This window comes from Gottfriedia sp. NPDC058432, from assembly GCF_042721555.1.
In the GTDB taxonomy this organism is placed as follows: domain Bacteria; phylum Bacillota; class Bacilli; order Bacillales; family Bacillaceae_G; genus Gottfriedia.
In genome coordinates this window covers 1-23,644 of record NZ_JBHXLC010000026.1, presented here as the reverse complement: position 1 = coordinate 23,644, position 23,644 = coordinate 1, and the positions used below count along the sequence as shown (strand labels likewise).

Below are 23,644 nucleotides of genomic sequence, written 5' to 3'. Positions count from 1 at the left end.
GAATTAATTTCTTCGTGGGGTTTCTTCTATTAAAGGATGTTTATAAAACAAACCTTTACTCTATTTATTAAAGCATTTCTGAAGTTGTTTTACCTTGCATGTGAAGAACTAGGTAGTCTGGTCCGCCTGCTTTTGAGTCAGTACCTGACATGTTGAATCCACCAAATGGTTGGTAACCAACGATTGCACCAGTACATCCACGGTTGAAGTATAAGTTACCAGCGTGGAAGTCTTCACGTGCTTTTTCGATGTTTGCACGGTTGTTAGAGATTACAGCACCTGTTAAACCGTATTCAGTGTTGTTAGCAATTTCTAAAGCGTGATCAAAGTCTTTAGCTTTGCAGAATGCTACAACTGGTCCAAAGATTTCTTCTTTCATTAAACGAGCGTCTTCAGCAACGTCAGCAACGATTGTTGGTTTGATGAACCAACCAGTAGAGTCGTCTCCTTCTCCACCTGTTACTACACGGCCTTCTTCACGTCCGATTTGTACGTAGCTCATTACTTTATTGAAAGCAGCTTGGTCATTAACTGGACCCATGTAAGTTGAACGGTCTTCTGGGTTTCCAACAGTTAATTCGTTTGTTAATTCAATTGCACGAGCAAGAACTTGATCATACACATCTTGGTGAATTACCGCACGAGAACATGCTGAACATTTTTGACCAGAGAATCCGAATGCAGATGAAACGATTGATTTAGCAGCTAATTCTAAATCAGCTTCTTTATCAATTACCATTGTGTCTTTACCGCCCATTTCAGCGATAACACGTTTTAACCAGATTTGACCTGGGTTTACTTTTGCAGCGCGCTCATAAATACGGATACCTACTTCTTTAGAGCCAGTAAAGCTGATGAAACGAGTGCGAGGGTGATCAACTAAGTAATCTCCTACTTCAGCACCACTACCTGGTACGAAGTTTACTACGCCTGCAGGTAATCCAGCTTCTTCTAATACTTCTAAGAATTTGTAAGCAACTACTGGAGTTGTACTTGCTGGTTTTAATAGAACTGTGTTACCAGTTACTACAGCAGCTACAGTTGTTCCAGCCATGATTGCAAATGGGAAGTTCCAAGGAGAGATTACAACACCAACTCCTAATGGAATGTAGTTGAAACGGTTATATTCACCAGGACGGCTTTCAACAGGAATTCCGTCTTTTAATTGTAACATTTGACGAGCATAGAACTCTAAGAAATCAATTGCTTCAGCTGTATCAGCATCTGCCTCATTCCAAGGTTTACCAGCTTCTTTAGTTAATAAAGCTGAGAATTCGTGTTTACGGCGACGAATAATTGCAGCCGCACGGAATAAGATGTCAGCACGAACTTCAGGTTTAACTTTTTTCCATGTATTAAAAGTTGTATCAGCAATTTGCATAGCTTTTTCAGCTAAGTCACGGCTTGCTTTAGATACAGAACCAATAACTTCTTTATGATTCGAAGGATTTACAGATACGATCTGTTCGTCTGTAAAGATACGCTCTCCACCAATGATTAGTGGATATTTTTCACCTAAATAAGATGAAACTTTTGCTAATCCTTGATTGTATTGTTCTTGATTTTCCTCTAAGCCAAAGTTAGTAAATGGCTCATGTTTGTAAGGTATAACCATTGAATAAATCCCCCTTTAGTTTGAAAATAGCAATAACTGTAACCGTTTTTCTATCAGTTTTTTCAGTAAATTGCTAGTAGAATAACTACTGTATAAAAAACTCACATTTACATAATACAATATTCCTATGTATTCTTCAAATATGAAACGCTTACAGATTCTTCCCTTAAATAAAAAAAAAGGAAGAGTAGTCCTCTTCCTATTAGTTATAAATATGCACACTTGGTTCCTTAGCATTTACTTCTTTTACGATGAGTGCTTCCTGTCCATTAGATGAGAATATATTCGTCTCAACCTTTAAGTATGAAGGGAAATGGTCCATCATAAGTCCCGCTACATATTGGGTAAAAGCTATGACTTCTGCCTTACCATAAAATTGCATAGGTATATCAATTTTTAGTTGTATTAATTCATTATCCTTATAAAAACCAGTGCCTACAACACCAGTATAATTCGGAAAATAATTTTCTATATCTGATTTAAAATTAACCATTTTCATTGCATCATCTCGGTAATCAGCAGTCGCAGCAGCTGAAGGGAATAAATAATACTTCTCATTTATTTTATCCCAATTACTAATCGAGAAGTCATTTCCAGAAACTGAAGTCATAGCAACATAGTTTCCAGGTACTACAGATGACTGGCTTTGCTGACGGAAAATAGCAAATGTGATTGGTATATCTTTAAATTCGTCCATTTTTCGCACTCGCGTCAAAATTTCTTGAGCGATTGCTTTACCTTGTTTAATCATTTCATCTTGAGGTATTTTAAGCTCTCTTGGGTAGCCATGTTCCTCTTGATAATAATAAACAGAGTTCATTGCTAAACCAATTGCTACTCCCTCAACTTTAACTTCTTTCCCATTCTTTTTTAGATAATCCTGCTCTAAAATAGAATTTAAAAAAATCGGAGCTTGTTTAGCTTTTTGATCTTCGGTAAGATTTTTTGTGTCCGTTTGAATTGGATTCAATCCATCGTTTGTAATCGAACTCGGTTTTAAATTTGCGTTCTTAAGTGCATCTTGTTTTTGTTTAAATTGTGAAGGAGTATACTTCCTTTTTAGCCAAGATTCCACTGTTTTTTTACTTAATAATTGTCCTTCTTGATACAAGTAATCTTTTGTTGAATATTGCTCTTGTACAATTCGCATTAAACCTAATTCAAATTCACTAATATCAAGTCTATTATCGATATTTGCAACGACAGCACCTCTTGTTTTGCTTGGCTTAAATGGAAGTATTGTCTTGTAGTAATCATTTGAAATTGAGTAACGGGGTATGATTGCGTCTTCCCCTTTTTTGTTATTGCTCTCTTGTACAACCTTATCTTCATTCTTTATTGATAATGAACACCCAGATAAGATGAGCGAAAAACAACATAGGAGCATTCCTATACGTTTTTTCATCTAACTCACACCTTCTACTTATTAAGTGAACGAACTAATACCTCATTAATCCGCCCTCTAGTTGATTGAAATAGTTATTGTGGTTGAAGCTCTTTAATCATTCTCTCTTCATCCCAAACTTCGATATTTAATTTACGTGCAGCATCTAATTTCGATCCAGCAGCCTCACCTGCAATGACTAAATCAGTACTCTTACTAACACTTCCAGCTACTTTTGCTCCAAGTGCTTCTAACTGCTTCTTAGCCTCACTTCTAGTCATCTGTTCTAGCTTACCAGTTAATACTACCGTTTTACCAGCAAAAAGAGAATCCATATTAATATTTTCTACTTGAATCCCTTTATATTCAGTATTTACTCCAACAGTTTTAAACGTTGAAATAAGTACTTTTACTTCGTCCTGTGAAAAATAATCATTGATTGACTGGGCCATTTTAGAACCAATTTCATTAATTCCGGTAATTTCCTCAACAGATGCCTCCATCAGTCGATCAATTGTTTGGAAATGCTGTGCTAATGTTTTTGCTGCTTTAGCACCAACATGACGAATCCCTAAACCAAACAATAATTTTTCTAGTGAATTTTCTTTAGAAGTTTGAATTGCAGAAATTAATTTATCTGCTGACTTTTCTCCAAATCGTTCAAGTGATAATAATTGTTCTTTCGTTAGAAGGTAAAGATCTGTAAATGTCTTAATCAAATTAGCATCGAATAATTGTGATACCACTCTTTCTCCTAAACCATCGATATTCATTGCATCACGAGACGCAAAATGAATTAATCCTTCACGAATTTGAGATGGACAGAAAGGATTTACACAACGTAGTGCCACTTCACCTGCCACTCTTATTAACTCATGATCACATGAAGGGCAGTGAGTTGGCATTGCAAAAGGCTGCTCATCACCAGTACGACGATCTAATAGTACATTTACAACTTCAGGAATAATATCTCCAGCCTTGCGAATAACGACTGAGTCACCAATTCGAATGTCTTTTTCTTTAATTAAATCTTCATTATGAAGTGATGCACGTTTTACTACTGTACCTGCAACACGAACAGGTTCTAGAATTGCAGTTGGAGTTACCACTCCTGTACGACCAACACTTAATTCGATATCTACTAATTTTGTAACTACCTCTTCAGCTGGGAACTTATATGCAATAGCCCATCTTGGTACTTTAGCTGTTGATCCTAACTTTTTCTGAGTACTGTATTCATCCACTTTTATGACAATTCCATCAATCTCATAAGGCAATGATGGGCGTTTTTCTTTCCATTCCTCAACGTATGCAATTACTTCTTCAATTGTATGGCATGATTTGCGGAACGTATTTGTTTTAAATCCAAGTTTGTGAAGATAGTCTAAGGCTTCGCTATGCTTTTCAATTGAAAATTCTTCAGCTGTAGGGAATCCATAAACAAAGAACGATAAATCTCTCTTTGCAACAATTTTTGGGTCAAGTTGGCGTAATGAACCAGCCGCTGCATTTCTTGGATTTGCAAATAATTCTTCCCCATTCTTTTCACGCGCTTCATTAACCTTTTCGAAGCTAGCTTTTGGCATGAATGCTTCACCACGAGCTTCTATTGTAATTGGCTCAGAAAGTCTTAATGGAATTGCTTTAATCGTCTTTAAATTATGCGTAATATCTTCACCAACTGTACCATCACCACGAGTTGCACCTTTGACAAACAATCCATTTTCATATTGAAGTGAAACGGCTAAGCCGTCAATTTTAAGTTCACAAACATAAGAAGCTTGCGCTGAATCCTGTCTAATTCTTTGGTCGAAATCTCTTAAATCACCTTCATTAAACGCATTTCCAAGGCTTAACATTGGATGACTGTGAACGACTTTTTCGAATAAATCGATTGCCTGTCCACCTATACGTTGAGATGGAGAATCTGGTGTTAAAATGTTTGGATACTGTTCTTCTAAACTAATTAATTCATGTAATAGTGAGTCAAACTCGGCATCTGGCACTGAAGGTTGATCAAGTACATAATACTCATAGTTGTATTGATTTAATTTTGTTCTTAGTTCTTCAACTTTATCAATGATTTTTTGATCCATGAGCTCTCCATCCCTTCTATGCTTTCGTAATTGGAGCAAATTTTGCTAATAAACGCTTAATACCGACAGGACTCGGGAATGCAATATCTAACTCCATTGCTTCACCTTCTCCTTTTACACTTACGACTGTACCAATTCCCCATTTACCATGAGAAGCTTTATCTCCAACTCGCCAACCGTGTGACTCGCCACCTGTTGTTCTCATAGCCACTGCTGGTCTTGAAACAGCACGGCGCTCAGTTACAACCTTCTTATTTGCACGATCTAATAGTTCATCAGGAATTTCATTTATAAAACGAGATTCTTGGTTTACACTAGTGCGACCATAAAGTGTACGTGTTTGAGCATTTGTAATGTATAAATCCTTTTCCGCACGTGTTATCCCTACATATGCTAATCTTCTTTCTTCTTCCATTTCTTCTTCATCCATTAAAGAACGGCTATGTGGGAATATACCTTCTTCCAAACCGATTAAAAAGACTACTGGGAACTCTAATCCTTTTGCAGAGTGAAGCGTCATAAGTATAACCTCATCTGCTTGTGACTCCTCTTTATCCGCTTGATCGATATCAGAAACTAATGCTAAATCAGTTAAAAATGATACTAAACTTTTATCCTCACTGCTTTCTTCAAAAGCATTTGTAACTGTTAAAAACTCTTCAATATTTTCGATTCTAGAAGCAGATTCAATAGTATTTTCATCTTTTAACACTTGGATATAACCTGTTTTATCAAGAACTTCCTCAACAAGCTCAGTAACTGATAAATAATCCAACATTTGCTGCCAGTTTTTCGCCATAGCATGGAAATCTCCGACTGCTTTCGTAATTTTTCCACTTAATCCAACGAAATCAATTTGCTCTAAAGTATCAGATAAAGATAAGTCATTCATTATGCTATAGTTAATAATTTTATCTACAGACGCTGCGCCTACACCGCGTTTTGGCACATTAATTATTCTTGAAAAACTGATCTCGTCATTTGGATTGGCAATAAATCTTAAGTAAGCAAGTAAATCTTTAATCTCTTTACGATCATAGAACTTTACTCCGCCGACCATTTTATAAGGAATATTAGACTTAACTAAAACTTCCTCCATTGCACGTGATTGCGCATTCGTACGATAAAGAATAGCAACATCACCATATTGATGAACTCCTTCTTTTTTCCACTCGGCTAGCTTTCCAGCTACAAAATATCCTTCGTCCTGTTCTGAGGCAGCTCTAAAATAATGTATCGGTGTACCTTGTCCATTTTCTGTCCAAAGCTTTTTCGCTTTACGGTTTGAATTGTTCGTAATAACCGCGTTAGCAGCATCAAGAATCGTTTGAGTCGAACGGTAATTTTGTTCTAACAGAATTACTTGTGCTTTATCATAATCTTTTTCGAATGAAAGAATATTAGAAATATCTGCTCCACGCCAGCGATAAATTGATTGATCTGAATCACCAACTACACAAATATTTTTAAATTGCTCGGCAAGCAATTTTACAATTTTATACTGAGCATGGTTGGTATCTTGATACTCATCCACGTGAATATATTGAAATTTTCGTTGATAATATTGTAGTACTTCTGGAACACGTTCAAATAAATTAATTGTCATCATTATTAAATCGTCAAAGTCTAATGAATGATTTTTACGTAATCGGTCTTGATAAGATGCATAAATTTCACCAACAACTTTTTCAAATGGAGTAAAAGCATCTCGTGAATAATCTGCAGCAGTTTGCAGTTCATTTTTTGCACTACTAATAGAACCTAGAATACTACGAGGATCAAATTTCTTTGAATCTAAGTTTTTCTCTTTCAGAATATTTTTTATGACTGTTAATTGGTCAGTTGTATCTAAGATAGAAAAACTTCTATTAAAGCCAATACGATCAATATCTCTACGAAGAATGCGAACACACATTGAGTGGAATGTTGAAACCCAAATATCTTCTGCATCTTTTCCAACTAAATTAAATATACGCTCTCGCATCTCTCTAGCTGCTTTATTTGTAAAGGTGATCGCAAGTATATTCCAAGGAGCAACACCTTTTTCACCTAATAAATACGCAATTCGATGTGTTAGTACTCGAGTCTTACCTGAACCTGCTCCAGCCATAATTAATAAAGGACCATCAACCGTTTTAACGGCTTCTTTTTGCATTGGATTTAAACCTTGCAATAATTCTTCTGCTGTTTTCATTACTTCGTCGCTCCTTCTTTCACAGCTTTCACGGTAAGTAAAGCTTCTTGTAAGTTCTCATATATAATGTTCCCAACAACAATCGTATCAGCAAATTGCTTCATCTCAATTGCTTGTTGAGTTGATGTAATTCCACCACCATAGAATAATTTCGTTTTGTTTAATACTTTTGATACTTCTTCTACCACTTGGGGTGAACCATATGTGCCGCTATATTCTAAATAAAAAATCGGTAATTTTAATAATTGCTCAGAAACTTCCGCATAAGCTACAACATCTTCTACTGAAAGATCTGTCACTGCACTTGTCAGCTTTGCAGCCTTGCAATCTTTATTTAATATACAATAACCTTCCATCACCAATTCTTCAGCATGAACTAAATGTGCGAATTCTTTCATTGCTTGTTGATGCATTCCAATAATCCACTTTGGATCATTACTATTTAAAACTGTCGGGATAAAATAAAAATCATAACCTGGGGTTACGGCTTCAAGATTTGATACCTCCAAAATACATGGTACTGCATAACGTCTTATTCTAACTAGTAGAGATATCGTAGCATCTAACGTTACATCGTCCGTTCCACCAACTAATATTGCATCCGTTCCTGACTCACAAATTTTTTCTAATTCATCATCAGAGATTTCTTTGTTTGGATCTAATTTAAATATGTGATTCCATTGTGAATAATCGTACATTTTGTCCTCCGGAATTGTTTTTTAACATTAATTTATCTATTTTATTAAGTACTTTTTATCAAAAATATAAATGTATTGTATCTTATAAAAAAGGAAAAGTAACCCTACGTCGCCATTTTAAGTAATTAATACTAATTGTTTCCTATGATATTGAAACAATTAAAGGGAAAAATGGTAAAGAGTGATTTAATCACTGATACTTATTATAAGGGGAGTTACTGTTGAGACCAAATATTAGCATAATAAATGCACTTATACGTATAACTGCTGGCTTAACAATTTTAGCTTACGGCACAGCAAAGCTTACACGCAGAAGATGTAGTAATTCTGTAATCATTTTGATCATAATCGGTGCCATGAAAGTTGCAGAGGGAGTATTACGTTTTTGCCCAATGACTGCTCTAGGTAAGAAATGTAAGATTATGGCAGATAAACACGACGAGGGAGATACATTTGAAGATTGCATTCAACCTTCATAAAAGTAGTTTATCAAAAATGGAGTAGATTGTATAGATAAAAATAGAACACTAGTTCTTATTTTAACAAGAAATAGGGTCGTCATTGATGATTAATGACGACCCTTTCTTTCTAATTATTTACTTTAATTGCTTTATGACCTATATCGTGGCGATAGAATAAGCCTGTTGATTGAATCGTATCAATTTGCTTATATACATTTTCGCAAGCTTCATTAATGGAGCTTCCTTTATGTGCAATAATTAATACCCTTCCACCATTTGTAACAAATTCATTATTTTCAAGTTTTGTACCTGCGTGGAAAACCATCGTTTCATTACTTACATTATTTAATCCAGTTATGACAGCACCTTTTTCAGGAACTTCAGGATATCCATTTGCAGCAAGCACTACTCCAACAACAGCATCCTCTGACCATTCTAAATGGATCTCTTCTTCATTTAATATTCCTAACAATACTTCAGCTAACTCGCTCTCTAAACGAGGTAATACAACTTCAGTCTCCGGATCCCCAAATCTTGCATTAAACTCGATTACTTTAGGTCCCTGGATTGTTAACATTAAACCCGCATATAGTATTCCAGTAAAATGTCTTCCTTCAGAAATCATTGCTTCTGCGACTGGTACTACTATTTCTTTTAAAGATTGTTCAACAACTGACTCTGAGATTTGTGGTACTGGCGAATACGCACCCATACCACCAGTATTAGGTCCTTTGTCTCCATCATAAGCACGTTTATGGTCTTGTGCGATTACCATAGGATAAACCTTATTCCCATTAACAAACGACATTAGCGAGAACTCTTCACCCTCTAAATATTCTTCAATTACTACAGATGCACTTGCATCGCCGTACTTTTCATCAAGTAGCATGTCATGAAGGCTGATGATTGCTTCTTCAATTGTCATCGCTACAACTACACCTTTACCAGCTGCTAATCCATCAGCTTTAATAACGATCGGTGCACCAACTTTTTCAACATATGCTTTTGCTTCTTCAAAATTAGTAAACGTTTCATAAGCTGCAGTCGGGATCGCATATTTTTTCATTAAATCCTTTGTAAAGCTTTTACTTCCTTCAATAATTGCCGCTTCTTTAGTTGGACCAAAAATCTTTAAATTAGCAGCTCGAAAATCATTTACAATTCCGTTCATTAAAGGAACTTCAGGACCAACGATTGTTAAATCAATTTCTTCATTTTTTGCAAATGCAATAAGTGCTTCATGGTCACTTTCATCAATATTGACAAGTGTTGCAACATCAATCATTCCATCGTTTCCTGGAGCAACAAATACGTCTGTTACATTCTCCGATTGATTTACCTTCCAAGCAATTGTATGCTCACGGCCTCCGCGACCAATGACTAATACTTTCATCTTGTCATCTCCTTATTTCTTAATGTTTAAAGTGACGAACCCCTGTAAAGACCATTGCAATTCCATATTCATCAGCTTTTTTAATTGAATCTTCATCTTTGATTGATCCGCCTGGTTGAATAATTGCTGTAATACCAGCTTTAGCCGCTGCTTCTACTGTATCATTCATAGGGAAAAATGCATCTGAAGCTAATGCCGCGCCATTTGATTTTTCACCAGCTTGTTCAATCGCAATTTTTGCAGCTCCAACGCGATTCATTTGACCTGCACCAACACCGATTGTCATATGATCTTTTGCTAAAACAATCGCATTTGATTTAACATGCTTTACAACTTTCCAACCTAATTTTAAATTCTCCCACTCTTCTTCAGTCGGTTGACGTTTTGTAGGGACTGTAATTGTTGCTTCATCTAATCCAAATGTATCCATATCTTGACGTAATAAGCCACCATGAACTGTCGTTAATTTAGGTGCAAACGTAGGCTTAGTTTCTAAGTCCAATGTTAATAAACGTAAGTTCTTTTTACTAGTTAAGATTTCTAAAGCCTCTTCACTGAATGAAGGAGCGATAATAATTTCTAAGAATAATTCATGCATTTTCTTAGCTGTTGCAGCATCAACTTCACGGTTTGTCGCAATAATTCCTCCAAAAATTGAAACTGGGTCAGCAGTATAAGCACGATCATAAGCTTCTTCAATTGAAGTGCCTTCGCCTACTCCACATGGATTCATGTGTTTTACAGCGACAACAGCTGGATTAGAGAATTCGCGTACAATATTTAATGCTTCATTTGCATCGTTAATATTGTTATAAGAAAGCTCTTTACCATGTAATTGTTCTGCATAAGCAATTGATGAAACTGTTGGCATTGGAGCACGATAGAATGTCGCTTTTTGGTGAGGATTTTCACCATATCGTAAAGATTGTTTTAATTCGTAAGTAACAGTATAGCTTTCAGGATTTTCTTCTCCTACTTGCTCTGTTAAATAATTAGAAATTAATGAATCATAAGCTGCAGTATGACGGAAAACTTTAGCAGCTAATCGACGGTTCGTTTCAATAGAAACCGAATTATTTTCAGCTAACTCAGCTAAAATTACTTCATAATCTGTTGGATCAACTACTACAGATACAAACTCATGATTTTTAGCTGCTGAACGAAGCATTGTAGGGCCACCGATATCGATATTTTCAATTGCATCTTCAAATGTAACATCAGGCTTCATAATTGTTTCTTTAAACGGATATAAATTTACACAAACTAAATCAATTGGCTGAATACCTAACTCGTTCATTTGACGCATATGTTCTTCATTTGAACGAACGCCTAGTAAACCTCCGTGAATTGAAGGATGTAATGTTTTTACACGACCATCCATAATTTCTGGAAAGTTAGTTACTTCTGAAATACCAATTACATTTAATCCAGCATCTTTTAATAAATTAAAAGTTCCACCTGTTGAAATAACTTCAAAATCATGTTTAATTAATCCACTTACAAATTCAATAATACCTTGTTTATCTGAAACGCTAACTAAAGCTCGTTTTTTCATGATACATTCCCCTATCTAATCGATTTCATGCTCTATATCTAATCTAGTTAACTAAACAATTTTTTTAGTGTTTGCACATATAAAACATGCTCGACACTATGAACCTTCTGCTCAAGTGATTCCTTAGAATCTCCCTTTTCAATTAGAATTTCTTCTTGCGCAATAATTGGACCAGTATCCATTCCTTCATCGACATAATGAACCGTTACTCCAGTCGATTCGACACCAGCTAGGAGAGCTTGACCAATTGCGTCTTTTCCAGGAAATAATGGTAGAAATGAAGGATGAATATTTACAATTTTCCCAGGAAATGAGTCTAAAATTGTCGGACCAATTAATCTCATATAGCCAGCTAATACAATAAATTCGACATTTAACTCTTTAAGATGGGCAATAATTTCACCTTCATACTGCTCTTTTGATTCATAGTTTTTCGCTGAAAATATAAATGATGGAATATTTGCTTGCTTTGCTCGTTCGATACAAAATGCATTTGGACGATCACAAACAAGTAATTTCACTTCAGCATTCACTTCTCCGCTTAGAGTTGCGTCAAGAATGGCTTGAAAGTTACTGCCATTTCCTGATGCAAATACGGCAATCTTCTTCATTACAGAGAACCTCCGCCAAAGGTAACACCTTCACCTGCTTTTGTTCTTCCGATAATAAATACTTTTTCTCCGTCTTCTTCTAATAGTTTAATAGTGTCATGTAAGTTCTCTTCATTAACCGCAAGAACCATACCAATACCCATATTAAAAATATTAAACATTTCTTCGCGCTTCAATTCACCAGTCTCTTCTAATAAATCAAAGATTGGTTGAATTGGCCATGAACCGTAATCAATTTCTGCTCCGATTCCTTCTGGAAGCATTCTAGGGATATTTTCAATAAACCCACCACCAGTAATATGTGCCATACCTTTTACTTCAAATTTTTTCAGGACATTTAAAATTGGTTTTACATAAATTTTAGTTGGGCGTAGTAGTTCTTCGCCTAAAGTATGACCTAATTTATCAATGTGTTGATCAAGCGTTAAGCCACCTTTTTCTAATAAAACCTTACGAACTAGAGAATATCCATTACTATGGATCCCGTTTGATGAGATTCCTAATAAGATATCTCCTGCTTTAATGTTTTGACCTGTTACAAGCTTCGACTTGTCAGCAATTCCTACCGCAAAACCAGCAACGTCATATTCATCTTCTGGATACATACCAGGCATTTCAGCAGTTTCTCCTCCGACTAAAGCGCAGCCTGCTTGTACGCAACCATCAGATACACCTTTTACAATTTGCTCAATTCGTTCAGGTACAGCCTTTCCAACTGCTAAGTAATCTAGGAAAAATAAAGGCTCCGCTCCTTGAACCACAATATCATTCACACACATCGCGACTGCATCAATGCCAATCGTATCGTGACGGTCCATTTGGAAAGCTAATTTTAATTTTGTTCCTACTCCATCTGTCCCTGATACAAGAACTGGTTCTTTAAGGTTGAATTTGGAAAGATCAAACATTCCTCCAAATCCTCCTAATCCACCAAGAACTTCTTGACGCATTGTTTTTTGAACGTGTTTCTTCATTCTGTTCACTGCTTCATAGCCAGCTTCGATATCTACTCCAGCTTGTTTATATGCATTCGCCATGTGATGATTTCCCCTTTCAGTTCCTTATGAATAGATTCAATTGAAAAGAGGCGGCGACTTTGCTCACCGCCTCTGTTTTTTAATATTAATTATGAGAATGTACTAATTCATTTTCATCATAGATCACTGTTGGATACTTCCCTGTAAAGCAAGCAGTACATTGACCTCTATTTGGTCCTTCATGATTTCTACCAATAGCATTTAGTAATCCTTCTAGACTAATAAATTCTAATGAATCTGCGCCAATTTCTTCGCAAATTTCTTCTATTGTATTAGTTGCAGCAATTAACTCTTCTCTTGTTGAAGTGTCAATACCGTAATAGCAAGGATTTTTCAATGGTGGTGCGCCAATACGGACATGAACTTCACTTGCACCTGCATCACGTAACATTTGTACGATTCGGCGGCTTGTAGTTCCACGAACGATTGAATCATCTACCATTACTACTCGTTTCCCCTCAACGATCGAACGAACTGGAGAAAGTTTCATTTTAACCCCTTGCTCTCTAAGTTCTTGAGAAGGTTGAATAAATGTTCGAGCTACATAACGATTTTTAATCAATCCAAGTTCATATGGAATGCCAGACTCTTCTGCATAACCAACTGCTGCTGAAATACTTGAATCAGGAACACCGATTACTACGTCTGCTTCAACAGGAGCTTCTTTAGCTAATACACGCCCCATATTTTTACGTGCAGCATGAACATTGATATTATCAATATTGCTATCAGGACGAGAGAAATAAATATATTCCATACTACAAATAGTGTGATTAACTGATGAAGTAAATTGATCAGTTTCGACTCCATTATCTGAAATAATAAGTAATTCTCCCGGATTAATATCTCGAATATATTTCGCTCCGACTACATCGAATGCACATGTCTCTGAAGCTACAACATAAGCGTCACCTAGTTTAGCTAATGCCAATGGTCTAAAACCATTAGGATCTAGCGCTACATACATTGCATCTTTTGTTAGAACTAAGTAAGCGAAAGCTCCTTTGATCATATTTAAAGATGCTTTAATGCTATCTTTGATTGGAGCAGAGCCATTACGTTTAATTAAATGAGCAAGTACTTCAGTATCAGAAGTAGTTTGAAAAATACTACCTTGCATCTCTAAATCTTTACGTAATCTTGAAGCATTTACTAAATTACCGTTATGGGCAAGAGCAATGCTTCCTGTATGCGATTGGAATAATAGAGGCTGAACATTTTCATAACCGCCTCCGCCTGCAGTTGCATAACGAACATGACCAATAGCAGCTTTTCCGTGTAAATCATTTAATTGACCTTTACTGAAAACTTCTGTTATTAAGCCGAGTCCTTTTGCACCTTCAAGCTCATCCCCATTCGTTACAACAATTCCAGCTCCTTCTTGGCCTCTGTGTTGTAAGCTATGAAGACCATAGTAGGAGATTTGGGCAGCATCAGTATGCCCCCAAATTCCAAATATTCCACACTCTTCGTTTAGTCCTTTTATTTCAGCAAGCATGGGATCGCCTCTTTCCAAGCTTGTTTCAGTTCCTCAACTGAAGCATGAAGAACTGTTTCATTATTTTCATTACGAACTGTTACTGATTTTTCTTCTGTAACTGTACCGATTAACTTTGCATCTACTAATGCTTCGAATTGTTCTTTATGTTCAGGTTTTACTGAAAGTAAGAAACGTGATTGAGTTTCGCTAAATAATGAAACAACCTCATTTCCTTCAATCGTAATAGTTGCACCAACTTCTGACGGACCAAATGTGCTTTCTGCAATCGCTACAGCTAAACCACCCTCAGAAATATCGTGAGCTGAAGCAACTACACCCGCTTGAATAGCAGCAAGAATTTGCTCTTGGCGACTAGATTCAACAGCTAAATCAATACTTGGTGCTTTACCAAAGATTTTGCCATTTAATAATTTTTGAAGCTCACTTCCACCGAATTCAGCTTCTGCTCCGCCGATTACATAAATTAAATCGCCAGCTGTTTTAAAGTTTTGAGTCGTGATATGCTCGACATCTTCAATTAGACCTACCATACCAACTACAGGAGTTGGGTAAACTGCTTCACCATTTGTTTCGTTATATAATGATACGTTACCACCAATTACTGGAGTACTTAATACATTACAAGCTTCACTCATACCATCTGTTGCTTTTTCTAACTGCCAGAAAATCTCAGGTTTTTCAGGATTTCCGAAGTTTAAGCAATCTGTAATTGCAAGAGGACGAGCTCCTGAACAAATTACATTACGTGCTGCTTCTGCTACTGCAATTTTCCCACCAACTTCAGGGTCTAAATATAAGTAGCGTGCATTACAGTCAGTTGTCATTGCTAGAGCTTTTTTTGTATCACGAATTCTGATTACTGCAGCATCAGAACCTGGAGCAACTACTGTATTTGTACGAACCATATAATCATACTGACCGTAAACCCACTCTTTACTTGCGATTGTAGGTTGAGAAAGTAATTGTTTTAACGTTTCTTTTGAATCACTAATTTCAGGAATATAGTTTTCCATCGCTTGGAACTCACCATAATATGCAGGTTCAGTTGATGGTTTATGATATACTGGAGCTTCCTCAGCAAGAGCATCTACAGGTAATTCTGCTACAACCTCACCTTTATGAAGTAAGCGAAGCATCTTATCATCTGTAACACGTCCTACAGAAACTGCATGTAGATCATACTTTTCAAATAAGTCTACGATTTCTTGCTCTCTACCTTTTTCTACAACTAGTAACATACGTTCCTGAGATTCTGATAGCATCATTTCGTAAGCTGACATACCAGCTTCACGTTGTGGAACTAAATCAAGATTCATCTCAATTCCCATTCCTGCTTTTGAAGCCATCTCAGCAGATGAAGATGTTAATCCAGCTGCACCCATATCTTGAATACCAACAAGAGCGTCATTTTGAACAACTTCTAAACATGCTTCAAGTAATAACTTCTCCATAAATGGATCGCCTACTTGTACCGCTGGGCGTTTTTCATCAGATGCATCAGATAACTCTTCGGAAGCAAAAGTTGCACCGTGAATTCCATCACGACCAGTTGAAGCACCAACGTACATTACTGTATTTCCAGCACCATGGGCTTGACCTTTTTTAATATCTTTATGATTGATTAATCCAACACACATTGCGTTTACTAAAGGATTGCCTTCGTAACATGGATCGAAGTTTACTTCCCCACCAACTGTTGGAATACCAATACAGTTTCCGTAACCAGCAATACCTGCAACAACTTCTTCAAATAAATATTTAACTCTTGGAGTTTCTAATTCACCAAATCGTAATGAATTTAGAAGTGCAACAGGACGTGCTCCCATTGAAAATACATCACGAATAATTCCACCTACACCAGTTGCAGCACCTTGGTATGGTTCAATTGCAGAAGGGTGATTATGGCTTTCGATTTTAAATACTACAGCTTGCTCATCGCCAATATCAACAATACCTGCTCCTTCACCTGGTCCTTGTAAAACATGCTCACCGCTTATTGGGAATTTACGTAATAACGGTTTAGAGTTTTTATAACTACAATGTTCAGACCACATTACTGAGAATAATCCAAGCTCTGTATAGTTCGGATTGCGACCAATAATTGATTTGACTAATTGAAACTCTTCATCAGTTAAGCCCATAGTGGCATAAATTCTATCATTTTCAATTTGAATTGGATTTGGCTCAAGAAGTAACGACATGGTTTTCCCTCCAGTTTCTTACAATCGAACGAAATAGTTGAAGTCCGTCTGCTGAGCCTAATAATGCATCAACTGCACGCTCAGGGTGTGGCATCATTCCTAATACATTTCCTTTTTCATTAACAATACCTGCGATATCATCTAAACTACCATTTGGATTATTTTGATAACGGAAAATTATCTGATTATTACTTTTAAGTGATTCGTATGTTTCTTGATCGCAATAGTAATTTCCTTCACCATGTGCGATTGGTACTGTAATTACTTGACCTTTTTCATAACCAGTTGTAAACATTGATTCATTGTTTTCAACAACTAGCTCAACAGGCTTACACATAAATTTTAATTTCTCATTACGTCTAAGAGTACCTGGTAGTAGACCTGCTTCAGTTAGGATTTGGAATCCATTACACACGCCAAATACTGGTTTACCTTCAGCAGCTGCTTTCTTCACGGCATCCATCACGTTTGCAAAGCCTGCAATTGCGCCAGAGCGTAAGTAATCTCCATATGAGAAGCCACCTGGTAATAAGATACCATCAAATTCATCTAAATTCGTTGAATCATGCCATACGTATTCTACTTCTTCGCCTAACTCATCTTTGATTGCATGATACATATCAACATCACAATTTGAGCCCGGGAACACAATTACTGCAAACTTCACTGTGCGACTACCTCCTCTACCTCATAACGGTAATCTTCAATTACGATGTTTGCTAATAACTTTTCACACATTTCTTTTACAGCAGTATCTAAATCTGCAACATTTTTATCAATCAATAATTCCATATATTTACCGATACGAACATCTTGAACTTCGCTAAAATTCATGCTATGAAGTGCGTTTTTAACTGCATTTCCTTGTGGATCTAAAACACTTTCTCTTAATGTAACGAATACTCTTACTTTGAACATGATAATCCCCCTAAGCGTTTTAAAATTTCTTCGTATCCATCTGTTAAGTTACCTAAATCTCTACGGAATACATCTTTATCAAATTTCGCGTTTGTATCTTTATCCCATAATCGGCAAGTATCTGGTGAAATCTCATCAGCTAACAAAATTGTTCCATCATTTAATTTGCCAAACTCTAATTTAAAATCGACTAATCGAACATTACATGCATTAAACTGTTCTACTAGTACATCATTAACACGGAGAGCAATCTCTTTAATTGTTTCAAGATCTTCAGTTGTTGCTAGTTTAAGTGCAGCGATATGATCTTCATTAATAATCGGATCACCTAAATCATCACGTTTGTAATAAAACTCGATGATTGGTTTTTCTAACTTAACACCTTCATCTAATCCCATGCGTTTCGATAAGCTACCAGCAACGATATTTCTAACAACTACTTCAATTGGTACAATTGTTACTCGTTTTACAAGTTGTTCAAGTTCTGATGTTTTTTCTACGAAATGAGATGCAATACCTGATTCCATTAACTTTGAAAATAGTAAACTAGTAATCGCATTATTCAAGCGACCTTTACCAGCAATTTCTGCTTTCTTTTCACCGTTAAATGCAGTTGCTGAATCTTTGTACTCAACTCTTACAATTTCAGGATTCTCAGTTGAGAAAATTCTTTTTGCTTTTCCCTCATACAACATTACTTGCTCTGCCATGCTAACAATGCCTCCCATATCCTCATTTAAACACCCAATAGAATTTATGCTTTATATGTTATTTGAATTGTTTGGCTAAGAGTTTTTTTCTCTAATCTTAGCCAAACAATATTTATTAATTTAATCCTAAGCGTTCAAAAATTGTATCGACTTGACTTAAGTGGTAGCTGTAGTCGAAGCAATCATTAATTTCTTCTTGAGATAATAAAGAAGTAATTTTATCCTCTGCTTCTACAAGCTCTTTAAATTGTACTTGAGTTTCCCAAGCTTCCATTGCTTTTGGTTGAACAGTGTCATAAGCTTCTTCACGTGACATTCCTTTTTCAATTAAAGCAAGAAGTACACGTTGAGAATAAATTAATCCGTAAGTACGGTCCATATTACGTTTCATATTCTCAGGAAATACAGTAAGGTTTTTAACAATATTTCCAAATCGATTTAACATGTAATTTAAAAGTATTGTTGCATCCGGTAAGATGATTCTTTCCGCAGATGAATGTGAGATATCTCTTTCATGCCAAAGTGATACATTTTCATAAGCTGTAACCATATGACCTCTAATTACACGAGCTAAACCTGTCATGTTTTCAGATCCAATTGGATTACGTTTATGTGGCATTGCAGAAGAGCCTTTTTGACCTTTTGCAAAGAATTCTTCAACTTCACGTGTTTCACTTTTTTGTAATCCACGTACTTCAGTTGCAAACTTCTCAATTGAAGTTGCAATTAAAGATAATGTTGCCATGTAGTGAGCATGACGATCACGTTGTAATGTTTGAGTTGAAATTGGAGCTGCTTGAATTCCTAACTTTTCACAAACATATGCTTCAACAAATGGAGGAATATTTGCGTATGTTCCAACAGCGCCTGAGATTTTACCTACACGAACTGTTTCAACCGCATTCTTAAATCTCTCTAAGTTACGTTTCATTTCTTCTGTCCATAAAGCAAGTTTTAAACCAAAAGTAGTTGGTTCTGCATGTACACCGTGAGTACGTCCCATCATTACTGTGTACTTATGTTCTTTAGCTTTCGTTTCAAGAATTCCAATGAAATTCTCTAAGTCTCTAAATAAGATATCATTTGCCTGGTGTAGTAAGTATGAAAGTGCTGTGTCTACTACATCAGTTGAAGTTAAGCCATAATGTACCCATTTACGTTCGTCGCCTAATGTTTCAGAAACTGCACGAGTAAATGCAACTACGTCATGACGTGTTTCTTTTTCAATTTCATAAATTCGGTTTATATCGAAAGAAGCTTTTTCGCGTAACACTTTTACGTCTTCTTTAGGAATATCTCCTAATTCAGCCCATGCTTCACATGCTAAGATTTCAACTTCTAACCAAGCTTTAAATTTGTTTTCTTCTGTCCAAATTGCTGCCATTTCTGGGCGTGAATAACGTTCAATCATATTTTTACCTCCACCGGGTTTTGTTCCCAAATCCCTAACTCTTTTACTTTTTGCATCGCTAGTTCTGTTGATGCTGCCATTATATTAATATGTCCCATTTTACGGCCTTTTTTTCTTTCTTCTTTACCATAAAGATGGACATTTAATGTACTATCATTTTGCATTACATTCAATACTTCTTCAACATGTTCACCTAATATATTCACCATCACAACAGGTTTTAGTAATTCCGTATTCCCTAATGGTAAATTACAAACCGCTCGAATATGCTGCTTAAACTGTGATGTTTCAACTGCCTCCATCGTATAGTGTCCTGTATTATGTGGACGCGGAGCTAATTCATTAATATAAACCTGCTCATCTTCTGTTACAAATAACTCAATTGCTAAAACACCTACAAGATGAAATGAGCTAGCTACTTTTTTTGCATAGTTCTCTGCTGTTTCTATTACTAATGTTGAGGTATTTGCTGGTACAGATGAAGTATGCAGAATTTGATTTATATGAACATTCTCTGCTATTGGAAACGTATTTACCTCTCCATTACTATTTCTTGCGACAATTATTGACAATTCTTTTTCAAAAGGAACCCAGCCCTCAAGAATACATTGCTGTTTTTTAACAAGTTCTAATGCTTCAACAAAGTCTTCTTCAGATCTTAAAACAACTTGCCCTTTTCCATCATAACCACCTGTTGTCGTTTTCAAAACAGCTGGTAAACCTATTTTCGTAACAGCTTCAGAAAATTGCTCTTCATTTTCTACTAGTCGAAACGGGGCAACCTTTATGCCTAAATTTTGAATAGCTGTTTTTTCAGTTAATCTATTTCGTGTTAACTTTAATAACTCACTGCCTTGAGGTAAATAAGAATGTTCATCTAAATACTCAAGTGCGTTTACATCAATATTTTCAAATTCATATGTTATAACATCACTTACTTTCGCAAGCTGTTTAATTGCTTCTATATTTGAATACTCAGCCGTAATCTCTATATCAGATACTTGCCCACAAGGCGAGTTTGGAGTAGGATCTAAAACAGCTATTTTATAGCCCATCTCTTTCGCTGAAAGCGCCATCATTCTTCCAAGTTGGCCGCCTCCGATGATTCCTATTGTTTGTCCTGGTAGAATTACTTTGCTATTCATAGTGATTCACTGCTTTCTAGAACTTGTTTAGTAGTGTTTTCACGACGAGTTTCTAATGCTAAATAAACTTCTTGATCTTGGATACTTAATACTTGAGCTGCAAGTAAGCCTGCATTCGTCGCACCTGCTTTACCAATTGCAACAGTTGCAACAGGTACTCCACCTGGCATTTGTACAATTGATAATAATGAATCTAATCCATTTAAAGCTTTTGATTGTACTGGTACACCAATTACTGGAAGTGTCGTTTTTGCTGCTACCATTCCTGGTAAGTGAGCAGCCCCGCCTGCACCTGCAATAATTACTTTAATACCACGTTCTCTAGCTGATTCTGCATACTCAAACATTAAATCTGGTGTACGATGTGCCGAAACAACTCGTTTCTCATAGTTAATATTCAACTCTTCTAACACATCACAAGCATGTTTCATTGTTTCCCAATCACTTGTACTCCCCATAATGACACCAACTACCGGTTTCATCTGCTTATCCCCCAAGTTTATTCGCTATTTTTTATGTTTATCATAAATTTTAAACAAAAAACGCCTAAATAGATTTATCCCTCTATGGTGAGGAAAGATAATCTACTTAGGCGTATACTTAAATACGTACACGTGTGATTAACTTCCCCTCATAGTCCAGTAATTTAAGGTTACTAGGTAGAAACTTTTGGGCCATATTCCCAAACTTATATGAGGTTTGCTAAATTTCCTATCTCTATAGTATCAATTTATCATATTTATTTCAATAAAATATGAATGATTTTATAAAAAAATATTTTAATGTTCGTGTTTTACTTAGTTTTTCACATTCTATGTTGTCTATTTAGATTAAATTACACATAGCTAATGTAATTTTTTTAATTCTTATTCGCATTTTATAATAGCGAATAATTAATGAAGAACAAAAAAGCTATCTATCCCTATAATAAATAGGTAAGATAGCTTTTTCAATTCTTGACTTTTATCGATGAACCGTTACTTTAGTTGGATTTGATGTTACTTTAAACCCATCTTTTGTTACTACATCAGCAGAGATATAATACGTGCCGTTTGGTAGAGCTGCTTTTGGAACCCATTTTGTGTGCACTTCTTTTTCATTTTTATATTCAAATGAAAAATTTATTATTGGTATTCTTAATCGTAAAAATTCTAAATAATAACACGAAATATATATAAATACGTACTATTGATTTTTTAATGATTCTCTTACTCCAAAATTAAAAAGGTGAACCCATTTGGTTACACCTTTACGAAATTAAAAATGCTAATTTTTTATAATACCTTCAATTTCTTCTATTAATTCACTCTGTATTTTATCAACTTTTGTAAAGTCCATAGCTCCAATATAGATCGCTTCTAATTCATCTCTAAGAACTTTAGCTTCCGCTAGATAAGATATTGCTTCTTTCATTTTATCCTTATATGATTTTGTTGTTCTATCTATTTCAGCAGCGTATTTCTCATCAGTTCCCGGTGTGATGCATCTTTCGTACATATCAATAATCTCATCATTTTCACGATCAGGAAAATATTCATGGGGTGCTGTACTGTCAAAAATCGCAATGCCTTGTTCCGGAATAATTACCATATCAAGGCTGTTTGGATCAAATCCACAATGATAAATCTCAACATCAAATCCTCGTTCTTCTCCTGCAGCTGCTATTTTCTTTAACATTGTTGATTTACCGGAACCAGCTCTACCTTTAATAAAATATCTCTTTTCGATATCTTCTGTTAAATTTTGAATATAATCAACCGCGCCACTTGGAGTTGCTGCACCTAAAAATCTATGTTTTACTTTTGAGACTTTTTCAGTATTGCTGTGACTACCATAAAAAAGCGCAATCAACTCGTTAGTCAGTTTATTTGCCTCTACAAAGTCCATATTGGAAATATAAACTGTTTCAATTTCATCATGAGCCTTTAATGAAGCAGCAAATGTATCATAAGCGGTTTGAAACTTCTTAGAAATTTCATCATTTAGTGATAGTATTGCTTCCTTGTGTAAGGATAATTTCTTAGAATCCCAAGCAACACCTAAATTCACATATTCCTCAATAACTCCTGGAGCTTTTGGTTCAATTACATGTGGAGCTGTTCCATCTACCATACCTATTTGAAATTTCGGGACAATTAAGCCATCAACTGAATTAGTGTCTGAAGAACAATGTAAATATTCAATATCAATTCCCTTATTTACAATCATTTCTCCAATTGTTTTCATTAATGTTGATTTCCCAGTACCTGGACCACCTTTTAGAATGAATAGTTTATCTAAATCCTCTAAAGCTGAGTCATAGAGATTATAAAACCCTTTTGCAGTATTACCTCCTGCGTAGTAATTGAGTATTTTTCCTCTCATCTTTTTCCCTCCATTCAATCTAAGTTATGTAGATATATAATTAAGGGTGTTTGCCCAGCATTAATATTATTATTTACTTTATTAATTTTTAATAAAAGTAAATTAACTTTTTAATTTTTTATCTGAACATGTTTTGATTCTTAAGCTTATCTTTTAGACTTACATATTTTCTCTCCATATTTAAAGTCATGATAAGAACTGACATTCCCAAATTTGAACACAAAAAAACATCAGCCTAATAGCTGATGTTTTTGTTTACCAGGCGACGTTCTACTCTCACAGGGGGAAACCCCCAACTACCATCGACGCAAAAGAGCTTAACTGCCGTGTTCGGTATGGGAACGGGTGTG

20 protein-coding genes, 1 rRNA gene and 1 riboswitch are annotated in these 23,644 nt (G+C 35.7%); of the genes, 1 reads left to right on the top strand and 20 read right to left on the bottom strand.

What is annotated here, in order from left to right:
• Window positions 1–67: 67 nt before the first annotated feature.
• From pruA to pcrB, 5 genes are all read right to left on the bottom strand, one after another.
• A complete protein-coding gene (pruA, locus tag ACFWM3_RS20290) occupies window positions 68–1,615 on the bottom strand; it encodes an L-glutamate gamma-semialdehyde dehydrogenase (RefSeq protein ID WP_056474712.1) in 1,548 nt (515 codons plus the stop codon).
• Window positions 1,616–1,817: 202 nt separating this feature from the next.
• Entirely contained in the window at window positions 1,818–3,020 is a 1,203-nt protein-coding gene (locus tag ACFWM3_RS20285; protein WP_390312729.1) for a CamS family sex pheromone protein, read from the bottom strand.
• 74 nt (window positions 3,021–3,094) lie between these two features.
• Entirely contained in the window at window positions 3,095–5,095 is a 2,001-nt protein-coding gene (gene ligA / locus ACFWM3_RS20280; protein WP_390312727.1) for an NAD-dependent DNA ligase LigA, read from the bottom strand.
• Between the two features lie 16 nt (window positions 5,096–5,111).
• Window positions 5,112–7,289, bottom strand: a complete 2,178-nt coding sequence (pcrA, locus tag ACFWM3_RS20275; RefSeq protein WP_056474721.1) for a DNA helicase PcrA — start codon at window positions 7,287–7,289, stop codon at window positions 5,112–5,114.
• The gene (gene pcrB, locus ACFWM3_RS20270; RefSeq protein ID WP_056474723.1) at window positions 7,289–7,987 is read right to left on the bottom strand and encodes a heptaprenylglyceryl phosphate synthase; all 699 of its coding nucleotides are present in this window, start codon (window positions 7,985–7,987) and stop codon (window positions 7,289–7,291) included. Before pcrB ends, pcrA begins: the two co-directional genes overlap by 1 nt.
• 221 nt (window positions 7,988–8,208) lie before the next feature.
• Between pcrB and ACFWM3_RS20265 the strand changes: the two genes are divergently transcribed.
• On the top strand, window positions 8,209–8,466 hold the full coding sequence (locus ACFWM3_RS20265; protein WP_056474726.1) for a YgaP family membrane protein: 258 nt from the start codon (window positions 8,209–8,211) through the stop codon (window positions 8,464–8,466).
• A gap of 109 nt (window positions 8,467–8,575) precedes the next feature.
• Here ACFWM3_RS20265 and purD read toward each other — a convergent pair whose 3' ends face one another.
• The 15 genes from purD to rrf all read right to left on the bottom strand — a co-directional run.
• Window positions 8,576–9,841: a phosphoribosylamine--glycine ligase gene (gene purD / locus ACFWM3_RS20260; protein ID WP_390312724.1), complete on the bottom strand. Its 1,266-nt coding sequence runs from the start codon at window positions 9,839–9,841 to the stop codon at window positions 8,576–8,578.
• A 19-nt stretch (window positions 9,842–9,860) separates the two neighbouring features.
• Window positions 9,861–11,396 (bottom strand): bifunctional phosphoribosylaminoimidazolecarboxamide formyltransferase/IMP cyclohydrolase, encoded by a 1,536-nt coding sequence (gene purH, locus ACFWM3_RS20255; RefSeq protein WP_056474732.1) that lies wholly within the window; start codon window positions 11,394–11,396, stop codon window positions 9,861–9,863.
• A gap of 47 nt (window positions 11,397–11,443) precedes the next feature.
• The gene (purN, locus tag ACFWM3_RS20250; protein ID WP_056474733.1) at window positions 11,444–12,007 is read right to left on the bottom strand and encodes a phosphoribosylglycinamide formyltransferase; all 564 of its coding nucleotides are present in this window, start codon (window positions 12,005–12,007) and stop codon (window positions 11,444–11,446) included.
• Window positions 12,007–13,044, bottom strand: a complete 1,038-nt coding sequence (gene purM, locus ACFWM3_RS20245) for a phosphoribosylformylglycinamidine cyclo-ligase (protein WP_056474735.1) — start codon at window positions 13,042–13,044, stop codon at window positions 12,007–12,009. Before purM ends, purN begins: the two co-directional genes overlap by 1 nt.
• An 85-nt stretch (window positions 13,045–13,129) precedes the next feature.
• On the bottom strand, window positions 13,130–14,542 hold the full coding sequence (gene purF, locus ACFWM3_RS20240) for an amidophosphoribosyltransferase (protein WP_056474737.1): 1,413 nt from the start codon (window positions 14,540–14,542) through the stop codon (window positions 13,130–13,132).
• Window positions 14,527–16,746: a phosphoribosylformylglycinamidine synthase subunit PurL gene (purL, locus tag ACFWM3_RS20235; protein WP_390312721.1), complete on the bottom strand. Its 2,220-nt coding sequence runs from the start codon at window positions 16,744–16,746 to the stop codon at window positions 14,527–14,529. Before purL ends, purF begins: the two co-directional genes overlap by 16 nt.
• Entirely contained in the window at window positions 16,730–17,413 is a 684-nt protein-coding gene (gene purQ, locus ACFWM3_RS20230; RefSeq protein ID WP_331222690.1) for a phosphoribosylformylglycinamidine synthase subunit PurQ, read from the bottom strand. Before purQ ends, purL begins: the two co-directional genes overlap by 17 nt.
• A complete protein-coding gene (gene purS, locus ACFWM3_RS20225; protein ID WP_056474745.1) occupies window positions 17,410–17,664 on the bottom strand; it encodes a phosphoribosylformylglycinamidine synthase subunit PurS in 255 nt (84 codons plus the stop codon). Before purS ends, purQ begins: the two co-directional genes overlap by 4 nt.
• Window positions 17,652–18,374 (bottom strand): phosphoribosylaminoimidazolesuccinocarboxamide synthase, encoded by a 723-nt coding sequence (gene purC, locus ACFWM3_RS20220; RefSeq protein ID WP_056474748.1) that lies wholly within the window; start codon window positions 18,372–18,374, stop codon window positions 17,652–17,654. Before purC ends, purS begins: the two co-directional genes overlap by 13 nt.
• A 115-nt stretch (window positions 18,375–18,489) precedes the next feature.
• On the bottom strand, window positions 18,490–19,785 hold the full coding sequence (purB, locus tag ACFWM3_RS20215) for an adenylosuccinate lyase (RefSeq protein ID WP_390312719.1): 1,296 nt from the start codon (window positions 19,783–19,785) through the stop codon (window positions 18,490–18,492).
• A complete protein-coding gene (gene purK, locus ACFWM3_RS20210; protein ID WP_390312717.1) occupies window positions 19,782–20,930 on the bottom strand; it encodes a 5-(carboxyamino)imidazole ribonucleotide synthase in 1,149 nt (382 codons plus the stop codon). Before purK ends, purB begins: the two co-directional genes overlap by 4 nt.
• Window positions 20,927–21,412, bottom strand: a complete 486-nt coding sequence (gene purE, locus ACFWM3_RS20205) for a 5-(carboxyamino)imidazole ribonucleotide mutase (RefSeq protein WP_069032641.1) — start codon at window positions 21,410–21,412, stop codon at window positions 20,927–20,929. The genes purK and purE overlap by 4 nt, the downstream gene beginning before the upstream one ends.
• Window positions 21,413–21,544: 132 nt before the next feature.
• Window positions 21,545–21,646, bottom strand: a riboswitch (purine riboswitch).
• 247 nt (window positions 21,647–21,893) lie between these two features.
• Window positions 21,894–22,019, bottom strand: a complete 126-nt coding sequence (locus ACFWM3_RS20200; protein WP_390312715.1) for a hypothetical protein — start codon at window positions 22,017–22,019, stop codon at window positions 21,894–21,896.
• Window positions 22,020–22,196: 177 nt separating this feature from the next.
• Complete coding sequence (locus ACFWM3_RS20195) at window positions 22,197–23,294, bottom strand: PRK06851 family protein (RefSeq protein WP_390312713.1); 1,098 nt, start codon at window positions 23,292–23,294, stop codon at window positions 22,197–22,199.
• A 257-nt stretch (window positions 23,295–23,551) separates the two neighbouring features.
• Window positions 23,552–23,644: ribosomal RNA gene (gene rrf, locus ACFWM3_RS20190) — 5S ribosomal RNA — on the bottom strand; the annotation flags it as partial.

Coding starts and splice junctions, on each gene's coding strand:
- ligA (WP_390312727.1), bottom strand. CDS start 5,095: ATGGATCAAAAAATCATTGATAAAGTTGAAGAACTAAGAACAAAATTA.
- purS (WP_056474745.1), bottom strand. CDS start 17,664: ATGTTCAAAGTAAGAGTATTCGTTACATTAAGAGAAAGTGTTTTAGAT.
- pcrB (WP_056474723.1), bottom strand. CDS start 7,987: ATGTACGATTATTCACAATGGAATCACATATTTAAATTAGATCCAAAC.
- ACFWM3_RS20195 (WP_390312713.1), bottom strand. CDS start 23,294: ATGAGAGGAAAAATACTCAATTACTACGCAGGAGGTAATACTGCAAAA.
- ACFWM3_RS20285 (WP_390312729.1), bottom strand. CDS start 3,020: ATGAAAAAACGTATAGGAATGCTCCTATGTTGTTTTTCGCTCATCTTA.
- purH (WP_056474732.1), bottom strand. CDS start 11,396: ATGAAAAAACGAGCTTTAGTTAGCGTTTCAGATAAACAAGGTATTATT.
- purK (WP_390312717.1), bottom strand. CDS start 20,930: ATGAATAGCAAAGTAATTCTACCAGGACAAACAATAGGAATCATCGGA.
- purC (WP_056474748.1), bottom strand. CDS start 18,374: ATGGCAGAGCAAGTAATGTTGTATGAGGGAAAAGCAAAAAGAATTTTC.
- pcrA (WP_056474721.1), bottom strand. CDS start 7,289: ATGAAAACAGCAGAAGAATTATTGCAAGGTTTAAATCCAATGCAAAAA.
- purE (WP_069032641.1), bottom strand. CDS start 21,412: ATGAAACCGGTAGTTGGTGTCATTATGGGGAGTACAAGTGATTGGGAA.
- pruA (WP_056474712.1), bottom strand. CDS start 1,615: ATGGTTATACCTTACAAACATGAGCCATTTACTAACTTTGGCTTAGAG.
- purB (WP_390312719.1), bottom strand. CDS start 19,785: ATGATTGAACGTTATTCACGCCCAGAAATGGCAGCAATTTGGACAGAA.
- purF (WP_056474737.1), bottom strand. CDS start 14,542: ATGCTTGCTGAAATAAAAGGACTAAACGAAGAGTGTGGAATATTTGGA.
- purN (WP_056474733.1), bottom strand. CDS start 12,007: ATGAAGAAGATTGCCGTATTTGCATCAGGAAATGGCAGTAACTTTCAA.
- purD (WP_390312724.1), bottom strand. CDS start 9,841: ATGAAAGTATTAGTCATTGGTCGCGGAGGCCGTGAGCATACAATTGCT.
- purM (WP_056474735.1), bottom strand. CDS start 13,044: ATGGCGAATGCATATAAACAAGCTGGAGTAGATATCGAAGCTGGCTAT.
- purL (WP_390312721.1), bottom strand. CDS start 16,746: ATGTCGTTACTTCTTGAGCCAAATCCAATTCAAATTGAAAATGATAGA.